General features: G+C 45.8%; 15 protein-coding genes. 14 read left to right on the forward strand and 1 reads right to left on the reverse strand.

All coding sequences use genetic code 11. From position 1 onward, the window contains the following. The 14 genes from GY683_RS06580 to GY683_RS06645 all read left to right on the forward strand — a co-directional run. Positions 1-463: SLC13 family permease (locus tag GY683_RS06580; protein ID WP_297287981.1), on the forward strand; the 463-nt coding region annotated here is incomplete at its 5' end. A gap of 259 nt (positions 464-722) precedes the next feature. Further along, the gene (locus GY683_RS06585) at positions 723-998 is read left to right on the forward strand and encodes a PepSY domain-containing protein (protein WP_297287982.1); all 276 of its coding nucleotides are present in this window, start codon (positions 723-725) and stop codon (positions 996-998) included. Between the two features lie 173 nt (positions 999-1171). After that, a complete protein-coding gene (gene pyrH / locus GY683_RS06590) occupies positions 1172-1897 on the forward strand; it encodes a UMP kinase (RefSeq protein ID WP_297287983.1) in 726 nt (241 codons plus the stop codon). Positions 1898-1933: 36 nt separating this feature from the next. Beyond that, positions 1934-2488, forward strand: coding sequence for a ribosome recycling factor (gene frr, locus GY683_RS06595; protein WP_036362080.1), 555 nt, complete (start codon positions 1934-1936; stop codon positions 2486-2488). 132 nt (positions 2489-2620) lie between these two features. Then, positions 2621-3385, forward strand: coding sequence for a polyprenyl diphosphate synthase (gene uppS / locus GY683_RS06600; RefSeq protein ID WP_297287984.1), 765 nt, complete (start codon positions 2621-2623; stop codon positions 3383-3385). 2 nt (positions 3386-3387) lie between these two features. Then, on the forward strand, positions 3388-4236 hold the full coding sequence (locus GY683_RS06605) for a phosphatidate cytidylyltransferase (RefSeq protein ID WP_297287985.1): 849 nt from the start codon (positions 3388-3390) through the stop codon (positions 4234-4236). Between the two features lie 63 nt (positions 4237-4299). Then, on the forward strand, positions 4300-5523 hold the full coding sequence (gene dxr, locus GY683_RS06610; RefSeq protein WP_297287986.1) for a 1-deoxy-D-xylulose-5-phosphate reductoisomerase: 1224 nt from the start codon (positions 4300-4302) through the stop codon (positions 5521-5523). Next, positions 5520-6884, forward strand: a complete 1365-nt coding sequence (gene rseP, locus GY683_RS06615) for an RIP metalloprotease RseP (protein ID WP_297287987.1) — start codon at positions 5520-5522, stop codon at positions 6882-6884. Before dxr ends, rseP begins: the two co-directional genes overlap by 4 nt. Before the next feature lie 273 nt (positions 6885-7157). Then, a complete protein-coding gene (bamA, locus tag GY683_RS06620; RefSeq protein ID WP_297287988.1) occupies positions 7158-9578 on the forward strand; it encodes an outer membrane protein assembly factor BamA in 2421 nt (806 codons plus the stop codon). Further along, complete coding sequence (gene lpxD / locus GY683_RS06625; RefSeq protein ID WP_297287989.1) at positions 9578-10597, forward strand: UDP-3-O-(3-hydroxymyristoyl)glucosamine N-acyltransferase; 1020 nt, start codon at positions 9578-9580, stop codon at positions 10595-10597. The genes bamA and lpxD overlap by 1 nt, the downstream gene beginning before the upstream one ends. A 67-nt stretch (positions 10598-10664) precedes the next feature. After that, complete coding sequence (gene fabZ / locus GY683_RS06630; RefSeq protein WP_297287990.1) at positions 10665-11189, forward strand: 3-hydroxyacyl-ACP dehydratase FabZ; 525 nt, start codon at positions 10665-10667, stop codon at positions 11187-11189. Positions 11190-11240: 51 nt separating this feature from the next. Next, positions 11241-12020: an acyl-ACP--UDP-N-acetylglucosamine O-acyltransferase gene (lpxA, locus tag GY683_RS06635; protein WP_297287994.1), complete on the forward strand. Its 780-nt coding sequence runs from the start codon at positions 11241-11243 to the stop codon at positions 12018-12020. Positions 12021-12234: 214 nt separating this feature from the next. Then, positions 12235-13743 carry a sodium-dependent transporter gene (locus GY683_RS06640; protein WP_297287991.1) on the forward strand — a complete coding sequence of 503 codons (1509 nt, stop codon included), beginning with the start codon at positions 12235-12237 and terminating at the stop codon, positions 13741-13743. Further along, positions 13736-13864, forward strand: coding sequence for a methionine/alanine import family NSS transporter small subunit (locus GY683_RS06645; protein WP_297287992.1), 129 nt, complete (start codon positions 13736-13738; stop codon positions 13862-13864). Before GY683_RS06640 ends, GY683_RS06645 begins: the two co-directional genes overlap by 8 nt. An 84-nt stretch (positions 13865-13948) precedes the next feature. Here GY683_RS06645 and tgt read toward each other — a convergent pair. Next, the coding region (gene tgt / locus GY683_RS06650) for a tRNA guanosine(34) transglycosylase Tgt (protein ID WP_297287993.1) at positions 13949-14922 on the reverse strand (974 nt) is incomplete at its 5' end.

A 14922-nucleotide genomic window follows, 5' to 3' on the forward strand; every position in this document is an offset into this window, starting at 1 on the left:
AAGTTGGAAGCAAGTATCAGACAACACCGACTGGGGCGTGCTCATGTTGTTTGGTGGTGGTATTGCGCTGTCAGATATTATGAAAAATACAGGTGCGTCAGCAGTTCTGGCGGAGCAGATCTCCGGCGGTTTGGCAGGTTCATCAGCGATCATCGTAATCTTGGTGGTAGCTGCATTCATCATCTTCTTGACCGAGTTCACCAGTAACACAGCATCTGCTGCATTGCTTGTGCCGTTATTTGTTCCAATTGGTACGGCGCTTGGTTTGCCGCCAGAGATTCTTGTTATGGTGATCGGTATTGGTGCTTCTTGCGCATTCATGATGCCTGTTGCGACCCCGCCGAACGCGATTGTCATGGGTACAGGTCATATCAAGCAGGGCGACATGATGAAAGTCGGTTTCTTCTTGAACTTGGCCGCTATTGGTATTGTAACCATCATGGCTTATTTGCTTTGGATGTAACATTATCTGTATTCAAAAGACATCCCAAATGGGGTGTCTTTTTTATTACTTGTTAGTCTTTGGTTGCTTTTGTGTAACAATGTATATTAAAGCGTAAGCTTGACTGATTTATCTGGGCTGCCGTGATATACTACGCCAACGATTTTTGGCATGTTCACTGTCGGCTTTATCTTTATTGTGATTCACATTGTCAAAATACCCATCTCGTGAGTAGCCTGTGCAAAAAATAATAGCGATATTCCTAGCGATGTGCATACCGATGTCTTTACTATTCGGTGCGCCTGCGTGGGCGAATGCCACTACCGATGATGCTGAAAGCCTTCTACAAGCCTACGATCGTGCAGAATTTACGCAAACTCGTACCAAAGCCATCCGAAAACTTCAAGAGCGTGGCTATCAAGTTCACAGCATTGAGCTAAAAACTCACTACGGCGAACCCGCCTTTGTTAATCATACTTCAAAAAACGGCGTGCGTTATACCGTTACCTTAACCTACCCAAATCTAAAAATCGTCCAAGAGCGTCGAGCTAATTAAGTATTTGTCTAAAACACGGCTCGATTTTTCTCTTAAATTCAATCAAATACCTGTCTGCCGCATTCATCTTTCATCAAAAGAAAATTATCCAAACCGCCCAAAATGTGTTAAAATTATGACAATTTGTCTAGCAGCTTTAGACAATTTATTGTTTAATATCAATCGGGGTCGGTATGTCTGATAAAAATCCAAAATTCTCTCGCATTCTTTTAAAATTGTCTGGTGAGGCCTTAGCGGGCGGCCGCGACATGGGGATTGATGCATCTATCCTGGATCAAATGAGCCTATCAATCGCGCATCTGCGTGGGCTTGGCGTGCAAGTGGGTATCGTTGTCGGTGGCGGTAACCTATATCGTGGTAGCACCCTTCAAAAAGAAGGCTTGGTAGGTCGTGTTACTGGTGATCAGATGGGTATGCTTGCGACCGTCATGAATGGTCTTGCTATGCGCGATGCACTGGTGCGCCGCAACATTAAGACACGTCTAATGTCTGCACTGTCTATCTCGACCATCGGAGAGCCTTACTCTAGCCGTGAGGCGATTCGCCACCTTAACAATGGCGAGGTGTGTATTTTCGTCGCGGGCACGGGCAATCCATTTTTTACCACCGATACAGCAGCTTGCTTGCGTGGTATTGAGATTGAAGCCGGTCTAATCCTAAAAGCGACAAAAGTTGATGGCGTATATAACAAAGACCCAAGTGTGCATGAAGATGCGGTCAAGTATGACAGCCTGTCATTCGATGAGGTGCTTGAGCGTAAATTGGGCGTGATGGATCTGACTGCGATCGCACTTTGCCGTGAACACAATGTTCCTCTTCAAGTATTCGACATGAATAAGCCAAATGCACTGCTTAATGTCGTCATGGGTGAAGCTGAAGGCACGCGTGTTTATCACTAATTAGGTTTTGAGTATTGTTAATTTAAGGAAATTTATATGTTAGATGACATCAAAAAAGACGGCGAAAGCCGTATGCAAAAATCACTAGAATCATTGGAAAATGCCTTCGCAAAACTGCGTACAGGACGTGCCCACCCAGGTGTTCTATCTGGCGTGATGGTAAGCTATTATGGTTCTGATATGCCGCTAAACCAAGTGGCGAGCATCAACGTTGAAGACAGCCGCACGTTGTTGGTTCAGCCTTTCGATCGCTCAATGGTACAAGCGGTAGATAAGGCGATCCGTGAGGCAGATCTAGGTCTAAACCCAATGACCGCAGACGTAATTCGCGTCCCGATGCCAGCATTGACCGAAGAGACTCGTAAAGACATGCAAAAAATCGCTCGTGCTGATGCTGAATCTGCTCGTGTGTCTGTACGTAACATCCGCCGCGACATGCTAGGCGACATCAAAAATTTAGTCAAAGATAAAGAAATCTCGGAAGATGATGAACGCCGTGCTGCTGATGTTATCCAAAAACTAACCGATGATTTTGTTAAAACCATTGATACACGCTTAGCCAAAAAAGAAAGCGAGTTGATGGAAGTTTGATAATTTTGGCTTAATTTTATACCAATAAAATTAAGCCACAAGACTTATGCAAGTTATGATGATCGGCTTGGCTGATTTGAGATAATATTGTGTAAGTCTTTGTTTTTATTATTTATCATAAAAAGTGTGATTATGCCTGATACTCATTTACCGCCACTTAGCACCACTCCAAAGCACATCGCCATCATCATGGATGGCAACAACCGCTATGGCAAGTCCCAGAACTTAGCCACTGGGCAAGGGCATGTCAAGGGTAAAGATGCGCTTGATCCGATAGTGGAGCATTGTCTGGCGCGTGGCGTGCAGGTATTGACGGTATTTGCCTTTTCATCGGAGAATTGGGCAAGGCCTAAGGCGGAAGTGGATCTGTTGATGGATCTGTTGGCTCAGACCATTCGTGAGCAGATGCCTAGGATGCATAAATATCGCATTCGTCTAAAATTCATCGGTGAGCGTGAGCATTTAAGTGATAAGCTCGCCGCATTAATGGCAGATGCTGAGCGTGAGACGGCTCATTTTAATGCGATGACATTGGTGATCGCCATCAGCTATGGTGGTCAATGGGACATTGCCAATGCTGCCAAAATTTTGGCAAAAAACGCCATTGATGGCAAGATTGATGTTGATCAAATCGATGCTGACGCTCTTGGCAAGCACATCCAATTATCAGACTATCCGCCAGTGGATATGTTGATTCGCACCGGTGGCGATTATCGCATCTCTAACTTTCTTTTGTGGCAGGTCGCCTACGCTGAGCTGTTTTTTACCCCGACGCTTTGGCCGGAATTTGGCTGTGATGAGCTTGATGAGATGATGCAAGCATTTGCCAATCGTGAACGTCGATTTGGCAAGACAAGCGAACAAATCGCCAATGATGGACAATATACAAGGAGCTGACCGTGTGGCAACGTATTAAAACCGCCATTGTTTTGGTGTTGATTGTGGGTTTTGCATTATTTGCAAGCTCAAAGCCGATTTTTGTCATTCCTTTATTGTCGGTTGGTGTGCTCATCGCTGCGCACGAATGGACGAAGCTCATGCCAAAGTGGAAGCAACCAATGCTGTTCGTACTGATCGCATTGATCGTGACGATGGTGTCGATTTTTGTGCCGCAGACTTGGGCATTCTGGTGGGGTGCGTCGCTCATCATCTGGACGATGGCGCTACTGTGGGTAAAGCAGTACCCGAATAAAGAAAAATGGTATGGACGTCGCTTGGTCTATATGGGCGGCGTGATACTGACGGCGGCGATCACTGCCATGTATGGTCTTTGGCAAATGTCGCCTTGGTGGCTCATGTATGTGTTCTTATTGGTGTGGTGTGCTGACAGTGGTGCGTACTTTGTGGGGCGTAAATTTGGCAAACGCAAGCTTGCGCCTAATGTCTCCCCGAATAAGAGCGTTGAAGGTCTGATTGGTGGGCTCGTGACATCAGGTGTTGTCGCTGCCATCGTGGGTCAGTATTTGCAGCTATCAGGCGGTGCTTTGGCATGGTTCTTGGCGTTGTCTGCTGTGACGGTGGCGGCGAGTGTGCTTGGTGATCTGTTTGAATCGATGTTAAAACGTCGTGCCGGCATTAAAGATTCGGGCAATATCCTGCCAGGTCATGGCGGTGTATTAGATCGTATTGATTCGTTGCTATCTGCCACGCCTGTGTTTGCGTTGGGTTTTTGGTTGCTGCTTGAGATGGGTGTATTCACTGAAGTTTGGATCAAAATGCACATGGCGAGCCTGTCGCAAATTTTATAATTTACTACTTGCCGATACTATTTACAATTATAATAAGTAAAATTAGCTAATATGAATCAGCCAATGATTACAACACGTGAAAACCTTGCTGTGCTAGGTGCGACAGGTTCCATCGGTGACAGCACGCTTGAGCTTGTGCGTTTACATCGTGATAGATATCGCGTCTATGCCTTATCGGGATTTAGTCAGATTGATAAATTGTTGTCGCTCTGCCAAGAATTTCAGCCAGAATTCGTGTGTGTGGCGGTTGAATATGTGGATGAATTTCGCCAAAAATTAACCCAGCATGACTTAACTACGACCGTTCTATCAGGCGATGAAGGCTTGGTTCGAATTGCGTCAGCAAAGGCGGTGGATACTGTGGTTGCAGCGATTGTGGGTGCGGCAGGGCTGTCATCAACGCTTGCGGCAGCGCGTTCTGGTAAGCGCATCTTATTGGCGAATAAAGAATCTTTGGTCATGGCGGGTCACTTGGTGATGGCGGCAGCCAGAGAGTCGGGGGCAGTGATTCTGCCCATTGATAGTGAGCATAACGCCATTTATCAATGCTTGCCCGCAGCGATTCAGACGGATAATCGCGCCATTCATGAAGATTGCCACGGCATAAATAAACTATGGCTTACCGCGTCAGGTGGGGGATTTTTACATAAATCCATCGATCAGATGCGTCAAGCGAGCGTTCAAGATGCCGTCAAGCACCCGAATTGGTCAATGGGGCAAAAGATATCCATTGATAGCGCTACCATGATGAATAAAGGGCTTGAGCTGATTGAGGCTTGTCACTTATTTAACTTGCCTGAGGATCGCATTAGCATCGTCATACATCCTGATAGCGTGGTCCATTCACTGGTAGAGTATGTGGACGGTTCGTTTTTGGCGCAGCTTGGCAATCCTGACATGAAGACGCCAATCGCGCATGCGCTTGCTTATCCTAATCGCATGAATGCCAACGTTAAGAGTCTTGATCTGTATGATCTGTCTGCATTGACGTTCATCAAGCCTGATGAAGAGAAATTTGTCAGCCTAGCATTGGCGCGTTTCGCTGCCAAGCGCGGTGTGGGTGCTTGCATCACATTAAATGCTGCCAATGAAGTTGCGGTTGCGGCATTTTTAGATGAGAAAATCCGTCTAACCGATATTGCAGTCGTTGTACGTCATTGCTTGAAAGACTTAACATTATCGAGTCATTTTGATGATAAATTTGAGAATTTGGATGAAATTTTGAACATGGATGATAAAGTGCGTCAGACGGCTGCGCGTTATATAGATAAAGGCGTGACAGCATGACAGCCATATGGATGTTCTTGGCGGCGGTATGTGTATTGGGTCCGCTCATCGCTCTACATGAATGGGGTCATTACATTGTCGCGCGATTATGCGGCGTGAAAGTTTTGACGTATTCCATTGGCTTTGGTCCCAAATTATTCGGCTGGACAAGCAAAAGATCGGGTATTGATTATCGCATTTCTGCCATTCCATTGGGCGGCTATGTTAAGATGCTAGATGAGCGCGAAGGCAATGTGGATGCGCATGAGCGGCATTTAGCCTTTAATAATCAGCATCCGTTAAAGAAAATCGCCATTGTCGCAGCTGGCCCTTTGATGAATTTTATCATCGCGATTGGGCTGTTTTTTGTGCTTTTCTTGCAATCCAGCGAGCAGTTAAATACGCGCATCGGTAATATTCTGCCTGATTCGCCAGCGTCTAGAGCGCTTGTGGTCGGCGAAAAAATAACCGCCATTGACGGCAAAGACATCACCACATGGGAAGAGGTGAACTATGCCTTGGCTCATCGCATGGGTGAGACGGGCGAGCTTGACATTCGTACTGAGCAGGGCGGTAAATACACCCAAAAAAGCGTCCCGATTACCACATTCATGCAGGGTGATCAAAAAGGACAAGACGCCATCACAAGCTTAGGCGCACTGCCTTATCAGCCTGTGATCGAGCCTGTGTTATCTGAGATAGTTCCGCAGAGCGCAGCAGCACTCATGGGACTACAGGTGGGCGATAAAGTCGTCGCCATTGACGACAAGCCTATTACCAATTGGCTAGATGCCACGAGCATCATCCGCGATAATCCTGAGAAAATGCTGAATTTTACCATCATCAGAGATGGTACGTCCATGAATGTCAAAGTGATGCCAAAAGGCGTCAAATCTGGCAATAAGATCATCGGGCAGATCGGTATCAAAGTCGCTTATGATGGCAAAAGTAGCATTCCAAGCGACTATCGAACGACGATACAGCACACGCCATCAGAGGCGATTGCCAAGTCATTCACCAAGACTTATGACCTTGCCAAGATGACGGTTGATGCCTTAGGCAAGATGATTACGGGGCTTATTGGTATTGAGAACATCTCAGGACCGATCACCATCGCTGAGGTGTCAAAGACGAGCTTTGAGATTGGTTGGCAGCAGGTATTATCAACAGCGGCGATCATCAGCCTATCATTGGCGGTGATGAATCTTTTGCCGATTCCTGTGCTAGATGGCGGTCATTTGGTGTTTTACACTTATGAATTATTACGTGGCAAACCGATGAGCGAGAAGGTACAAATGGCGGGTTTGCGAGTTGGTATGACCTTGCTTTTATGTTTCATGGTGCTTGCAATTGGTAACGATATCATGCGTTTATTTGGCTGATTGATTAAAAATTGACATGCCAATGCAAAAATTGCATTATTTTTCACAAAAAGTGCGAATAAATCTCTTTTAGGGCTTGCCAAAATTGCTTTTTTCGCTTAATTTAGCACAATTATTTGTACGCTTATTAAAAAATCATGGCGTTATTTGGCGGTTTTTGACAAATACAAATGTTTTTTGATGGCGTCTTATTCAAGGTTTTATTTTTAAAAATTTCCAGAGTTTTGGAATTTATAAATTCAACATTTTAATTGTTTTACGTGGATATGGTTTATGCGTATGTCTAATTTTACTGGTTTTGCGACCACTTCGATCACTGCGGCAGTCATCATGGCAATGAGTGCCTCTGCGCATGCAGAAACTTTTATTGCCAATGACATTGCCATTGATGGGTTGCAGCGTGTGACTGTAGAGAGTTTGCAGACCACTTTGCCAATCCGTATCGGTCGGAGTGTTACCGATGAGCTGCTTGCAGACAGTATCCGTGCGCTGTACGCAACCGAGCATTTCTCGAACGTACAGGCTGATGTGCAGGGCGATCGCGTGGTGTTCTATGTGACCGAACGTCCTGTAATCGCTGAACTAAACTTCGAAGGTAATAAGCTTATCCCTAAAGCAGGTCTAGAAGAAGGTCTAAAAACCACGGGTCTGATGGTTGGTAATGTGCTGAAGCAATCAACCGTAAACGCCATCGAAAATGAGCTAAAAAACCAATACATCTCACAAGGTTATTACAATAGCGACATCAAGGTTAAGCAGACTCAGCTTGATGGTAACCGTGTTAAATTGGACATCGAATTCATCGAGGGTAAGGCAGCTCGTGTTGTTGATGTGAACATCATCGGTAATCAGCACTTTAGCGATGAGGCTATCAAGGATGAATTCGCATTAAAAGATAAAAAATGGAATCCGCTGTCAAAGTCAGATCGCTATAGCCAAGAGAAACTGAATGCCAGCCTAGAAGCATTGCAGGCCTTGTATATGAATGAGGGCTTTGTCCGCTTTAAAGTGGATAATTCTACGCTAAACATCGATGAAGAGAAAAACAAAGTCTTCGTTGAAGTTGCCTTAACCGAAGGTCAGCAGTATAACTTTGGCAAGACTCAGTTCCTGGGTAATGTGACTTATGATGTCGCTGAGCTTAATGAATTGGTAAATTTCAAAGAGGGTGAGACTTTCTCACAGGTTAAGCTTGAAGAAGTGACTGCCAATGTCGCCAGCAAGTTTGGTGATGATGGTTATTATTACGCACAAATCCGACCAATTACCCGTATCAATGACGAGACGCGTACCGTTGATATTGACTACTATATCGATCCTGTGCGCCCTGTGTATGTTCGCCGCATCAATTTTAGCGGCAACATGAAAACCAAGGATGAGGTTCTGCGCCGTGAGATGCGCCAATTAGAAGGCGCACTGGCTTCAAATTCTAAGATTCAGCTGTCGCGTGCCCGTCTGATGCGTACTGGATTCTTTAAGAACGTGACAGTGGATGTGCGCCCAGTGCCGAACACCCCTGATCAGGTGGACATTAACTATGTCGTCGAAGAACAGCCATCTGGCTCATCGACCATCGCAGCAGGCTATAGCCAATCGGGTGGTATGACATTCCAGGTAGATCTGTCTCAGTCGAACTTCATGGGAACGGGCAATCGTGTTAATGCGTCATTCTCACGTTCAGAGACGCGAGAAGTGTATAGCCTGGGTGTGACCAACCCATACTTTACCGAAAATGGCGTATCGCAGAGCATCAGCGCCTATTCTCGTAAAACCAAATACGACAAGAAAAACATCAGTAACTACGTCCTTGATTCCTATGGTGCGTCACTGACTTACGGTTACCCAATTAACGAAAATCAACGCATCAGCGGTGGTATTAATATTGATAATACCGAGGTTCGCGGTGGTCGCTATATGGGTATCAGCAATGTCAAGCAGCTTTTGGATGATGGCGGCTCAATTGACACATCGGGTGATGCAGCAAGCTTCTCAAAAGATTATACGACCTATAATGCCATGCTGGGCTGGAGCTATTCAAGCCTTGATAAGCCAGTATTCCCAACCAAGGGCATGAGCCATAGCGTTGATCTAACCTTAGGCTTTGGTGATAAGACATACCAAAAAGCCGTCTATAATGGTAACATCTACATCCCATTCTGGAAGGGTAGCACGCTACGCGGTTATACACGTCTAGGCTATGGTAACGATCTGCCGTTCTATGAGAATTTCTATGCCGGTGGTTATGGTTCGGTACGTGGCTATGATTCATCTAGCTTAGGTCCTCGCTCACAACCTTATGAAGTGGCAAGTGTTGATAAGCGTTATGCGCTTGGGGAGAACGTAGGTGGTAATGCACTGGCCACCTTTGGTACGGAATTGATTTTGCCAATGCCATTTAAGGGTGATTGGGCGGATCAGGTTCGTCCTGTGATTTTCTTCGAAGGTGGTCAAGTGTTTGATACCACCGGCATGGATAAAGAGACGGTAAATCTCAGTGAGCTTACCGGTGGTGCAGCCACTTCAACCAGCTACCCACTGCTTGAGCAAGATAAAGATCTGCGTTATAGCGCAGGTATCGGCGCAACTTGGTACACGCCGATTGGTCCATTGTCTATCAGCTACGCCAAGCCAATTGGCAGCAAAGATGGTGATGAGACTGAGAAGGTTCAATTCCAAATCGGTAGCGTGTTCTAATGGCGAACATCGCTCAGCTGATTGATATCATAGAAAAAGTGCAGCCTGTTATTAATAAGGCTGCACTTAATGCTAGTGAAGTATCTAAAGACATCAAGGGCGTGGCGAATCTAGTAGATGCTGGTGCTGACGAAGTGGCTTTTTTGTCAAACGCCAAATACATTGATGATCTGACAAACACACACGCAGGCATGGTGCTGATCAATGAAAAATTTAGGGATCATGCGCCTTCAGGTGTAACCACCATTATTGTCAAAGATGCGTATTTGGCATATGCGACCATTAGCGGTCTGTTTGCTTATAAGAACATCACTAAGCAAGCCATCCATCCTACTGCCATCATTGAAGACAGTGCAATCATTGCAGATGGTGTTGAGATCGGTGCGTATTGTGTCGTTGGTGAGCATGTGCAGATAGGTGCAGGAACGATCATTGGTCAGTCGGTGAGCATCGAAGATCATACGGTGCTTGGTGAGGACTGTCATATCGCACATCATGTGAGTATCGCGCATCATAGTCAGTTAGGTAATCGTGTGCGCATCCATGCAAATTCAAGCATTGGTTCAGAAGGCTTTGGTTTTGCGCCAAATCCCACCGCTCAAGGACTAAAATGGCAACGCATCGCGCAGCTTGGTCGTGTGATCATTGGCGATGACGTACGTATTGGTAGCAATACTTGCATCGATCGTGGTGCGGTTGGTGATACCGTCATTGGCAATCATGTCATCATTGATAATCTGGTGCAGATTGCTCATAATGTCCATATTGGTGACAGTACAGCCATCGCTGCTAAGGTCGGCATTGCTGGCTCGACACGCATTGGGCGTAATTGTATCATTGGTGGCGCCAGTGGCATATCTGGCCATCTTGTAATTGCAGATGGTGTGACTTTGACAGGCATGTCAATGGTTACGGGTAATATCAAAGAATCTGGCAGTTATTCATCTGGCACGGGACTGCTACCATCAATGCAATGGCGACGCGCTGCGGTGAGATTCCGCCAATCCGGTGAAAAGTAACCAACATACGGTACGCTAACTATCCATAGCCCATTAGTAATAACACTTAGTATCTTAGGAAAAAACCATGTCAAACACCCATCTTGATGTCGATTTACTTAGCCAAGAAGATCTAGACGCGCTGTCAGAACGTGGCGTTACTTTGCCACTTAGATATGACCAAATAAAGCACTATCTGCCGCATCGCTATCCCTTCATGCTCATTGATCGTGTTACAGCCTGCTCACCAAATAACTGGATCACAGGTTATAAGAACGTCACCATTAATGAAGAGTTGTTCAATGGGCATTTCCCTGATAACCCAATCATGCCGGGTGTTCTCATGGTTGAAGCGATGGCGCAGCTTTCTGGTGTTTTGGGTTTTATCAGCGCAGGACAAACTTCCGAAAGCGGCTATCTGTACCTGTTCGCAGGTGTGGACAAAGTTCGCTTCAAAAGAATGGTCAGCACTGGCGATACATTGGTGATCCGCTCAAAGGCGACCAGAAGCATGCGTGACATTTATAAATTTGAATGTACTGCGCACGTTGATGGTGAGCTGGCTTGTAGTGCTGAGATTATGATTGCTCGTCAAAAAGTGGCTGACTTATAAGTCATTTGGTATTACAATAATGACATATAAGAACGTTAATAAAGTTTTGGGATAAGCATGAATATTCACCCAACCGCCATCATTGATGACACTGCTATCATTGATGACACCGCCGTAATTGGTGCGTATTGCATCATCGGCAAGAACAGTAAAATTGGCGCGCACAGCGTCCTAAGAAGTCATGTTATCGTTGGTGAGAACACGACGATTGGTCAGTATAATGAGATTTATCAATTTGCCAGCGTTGGTGAGAATCCACAAGATTTAAAATACGCAGGCGAAGAAACTTATCTTGAAATAGGCGACCATAATCGTATTCGAGAGTCTTGCACGCTGCACCGAGGCACTACACAGGATAATGCATTAACTAAGATCGGCAGCCATAATCTACTGATGGTTAATACGCACATTGCCCATGACTGCGTGGTCGGTGATCATAACGTACTGGCGAACAATGTGGGTGTGGCAGGACATAGCCATATTGGCAACTATGTGATCATTGGCGGTCAATCCGGCATTCATCAATTTTGCAAGATAGATGATTACAGCATGATTGGCGGTGCCAGCCTTATCCTAAAAGATGTGGCAGCATTCACCATGGTATCGGGCAATCCTGCCAAAGTGCACGGCATCAACAAAGAAGGCATGCGCCGTAAAGGTTGGAGTGGCGACACCATCAAAGCGCTTGATGAAGCATATCGCGTGATTTTCCGTTCTGGGATGATTCGCGATCAAGCGCTGGCTGAGCTTGAAAAAATGCTGCCCATAGAGCCAAAGGTTCAATTGTTCATTGATTCATTAAAGAACAGCGGGCGAGGATTAACGCGTTAAGCTGATTTTAACGTGCTGCCACACACTAAAACCCATAACTCGACGTTATGGGTTTTTGTATTTTATTTCTCTTGACTTTTTTGCGTTAATAAATCAAACTACACTAGCAACATTATGGCAATGTTATGTACGTATAGCATTGTCTTGTATAGAAGTGGTATCGTTGGGCTGGAATGCTGGCGATGGAAGATTGATAAAAATTAAGGAGGGGCTTATGTCGGCACAACGCGAGAGTTGGTCAGCACGCTCTGGTTTTATTTTGGCTGCCATTGGTTCGGCAGTCGGTTTGGGAAATATCTGGCGTTTTCCATATGTGTCTTATGAGAATGGTGGCGGCGCTTTTTTTATTCCCTATTTGGTTGCTTTGCTAACAGCAGGCTTTCCACTCTTGTTCTTGGACTACGTCACAGGTCAAAAATACCGCGGCGCACCACCAACGGCCTATCGTCGCATGGTGAAATCTGCTGAAGGCGTGGGCTGGTGGCAGGTGCTTGTATGTACAGTTATTGGTATCTACTATGCAAGCGTACTTAGCTGGGCGGGTCAATACACGCTGTATTCATTTAGTCAGGCGTGGGGCGAAGACACGGAAGGGTTCTTCTTTAATCATTATCTACAAAATGGTTCTGGCCTGGATTTCACGTTCGTACCAAGCCTATTCGTTGGTATCTTGATCGTGTGGGCTGTGGCGCTGTTCATCATGTATGGTGGTATCCGTAAGGGTGTTGAGCTAGCCAATAAGATCTTTATCCCGCTCTTGATGGTGATGTTCGTGATCATGGTGATTCAAGCAGTACGCCTACCTGGTGCTGCAGAAGGTCTAAATACATTCTTCACACCGAACTGGACAGCCATGGCAGACCCGAAAGTATGGCTGGCTGCTTATGGACACGTATTCTTCTCGATGTCGATCGGTTTTGGTATCATGGTAACCTATTCATCCTACCTAAAGCGCAATGCCAACCTAACAGGTTCTGGCTTGGTGGTGGGCTTTGCCAACTCATCTTTTGAGATCTTGGCAGGTATTGGTATCTTCTCGGTGCTTGGTTTTATGGCAGCAGCATCAGGTAAGCCGGTTGCAGAAGTGGTATCAGGCGGTATTGGCTTGGCATTCGTAGCCTTTCCCAAGATTATCTCTAGCATGGGCGAGGCAGGTACGATCATTGGTGTGCTGTTCTTTGCTTCACTATTCGTGGCAGGCTTGACGTCGATGGTAAGTATCATTCAAGTGCCAATCTCTGCGGTTGAGGATAAATTTGGTTGGTCTCATAAGAAAGCCGTTACCGTTGTTGGCGGTATCTCTGCATTGATTTCTTTGGCGCTATTTTCAACAAAAACCGCGATCACCTTCGTTGACGTGATTGACCACTTTGCCAACAACATCGGTGTTGTATTCGGTGCGGTGCTGTCTATCATCTGGGTAACGTGGCTAAACCGTGGCCTACTTGATAAGCTAATCCGTCATATCAATGGCATCTCAAGCTTTAAAGTTGGCAAAGGCTGGGCGTTCATGCTAACCGTCATCACGCCGATTTCATTGATTATCGCACTTCTTTTAAGTGTTAAATCACTACTGACCGAAGGTTATGGTGGTTATGACTTTGTGACCCAAGCAGTATTTGGTTGGGGTGTCGCGGCTGTGTTTGCCCTTGGTGCACTGCTATTGACAAAAACTAAAGGTCACAGCTCGCATGACGCACAAAAAGGAGATTATCATGAATAGTACAGCATTGATGGTTATGATCGTTGCTTTGTCAGCGATTTGGGGTGGGTTGATTCTATCGGCCATCCATCTGGTAAAAAATCCTGACATTGATATGGATAAAGTGCCAAACGATCAGTAATTAAAATCAAAAAAAACACACGTCCAATTGAGCGTGTGTTTTTTTATTGTGGGTAGATTGTAAGATGATAATAAGCTAAATGATTTATTTTAATGAGAGGGCAGGTGCTTCTAAACCTTGCTTGGCATAAAATGTCGCCACAAACTCATCAAACGTCTCATTTTCTAGGCTTTCACGAATGCCTTTCATGAGATTTTGATAATAACGCAAATTATGAATAGTGTTTAGCTGGGCTGAGAGCATTTCGCCACATTTATGCAAATGGTGCAAATAGGCACGGCTAAAATTCTGGCAAGTGTAGCAGTCGCACTCGCCATCTAGGGGGTTTTTGTCGTGGCGATGAACGGCATTTTTTATCTTAACCGCCCCCGTGCTGGTGAACAGATGTCCGTTACGGGCGTTGCGGGTCGGCATGACGCAGTCAAACATATCCACGCCCAGTCTTACCGCCTCCACGATGTCGGACGGTGTCCCCACGCCCATAAGGTAGCGTGGCTTATCAGACGGCATACGGTTTGGCAGATAATTTAATACTTTTATCATCTCGTCTTTTGGCTCGCCGACCGACAGTCCGCCAATGGCATAGCCGTCAAAGGGCATGTCGGTCAAAGCGGTCAAGGACTGCATACGCAAATCTTCGTACATACTGCCTTGCACGATACCAAACAGGGCGTTTTTGTTACCCAGTTTGTGATGTTCATCAAGACAGCGTTGCCCCCAGCGGAGCGATAATTCAAGCGACTTTTGGGCTTCAATGTGCGTGGCAGGATAAGGCGTACATTCGTCAAACTGCATGACGATGTCGGAGTTTAGGGAATTTTGAATTTGCATGGAAATCTCAGGCGACAAAAACACCTTTGAGCCGTCCACAGGCGAACGAAAATGCACGCCTTCTTCGGTGATTTTTCTCATCGCACCAAGGCTAAATACCTGAAAACCGCCCGAATCGGTCAAAATCGGCTTATCCCAACCGATAAAATCATGCAATCCGCCAAATTCATCAATCACGCTTGTGGTCGGACGTAACCACAGATGAAAGGTGTTGCCCAAAATAATGT

It is taken from the genome of Moraxella sp. (genome assembly GCF_024227015.1).
Taxonomy (GTDB): Bacteria; Pseudomonadota; Gammaproteobacteria; order Pseudomonadales; family Moraxellaceae; genus Moraxella.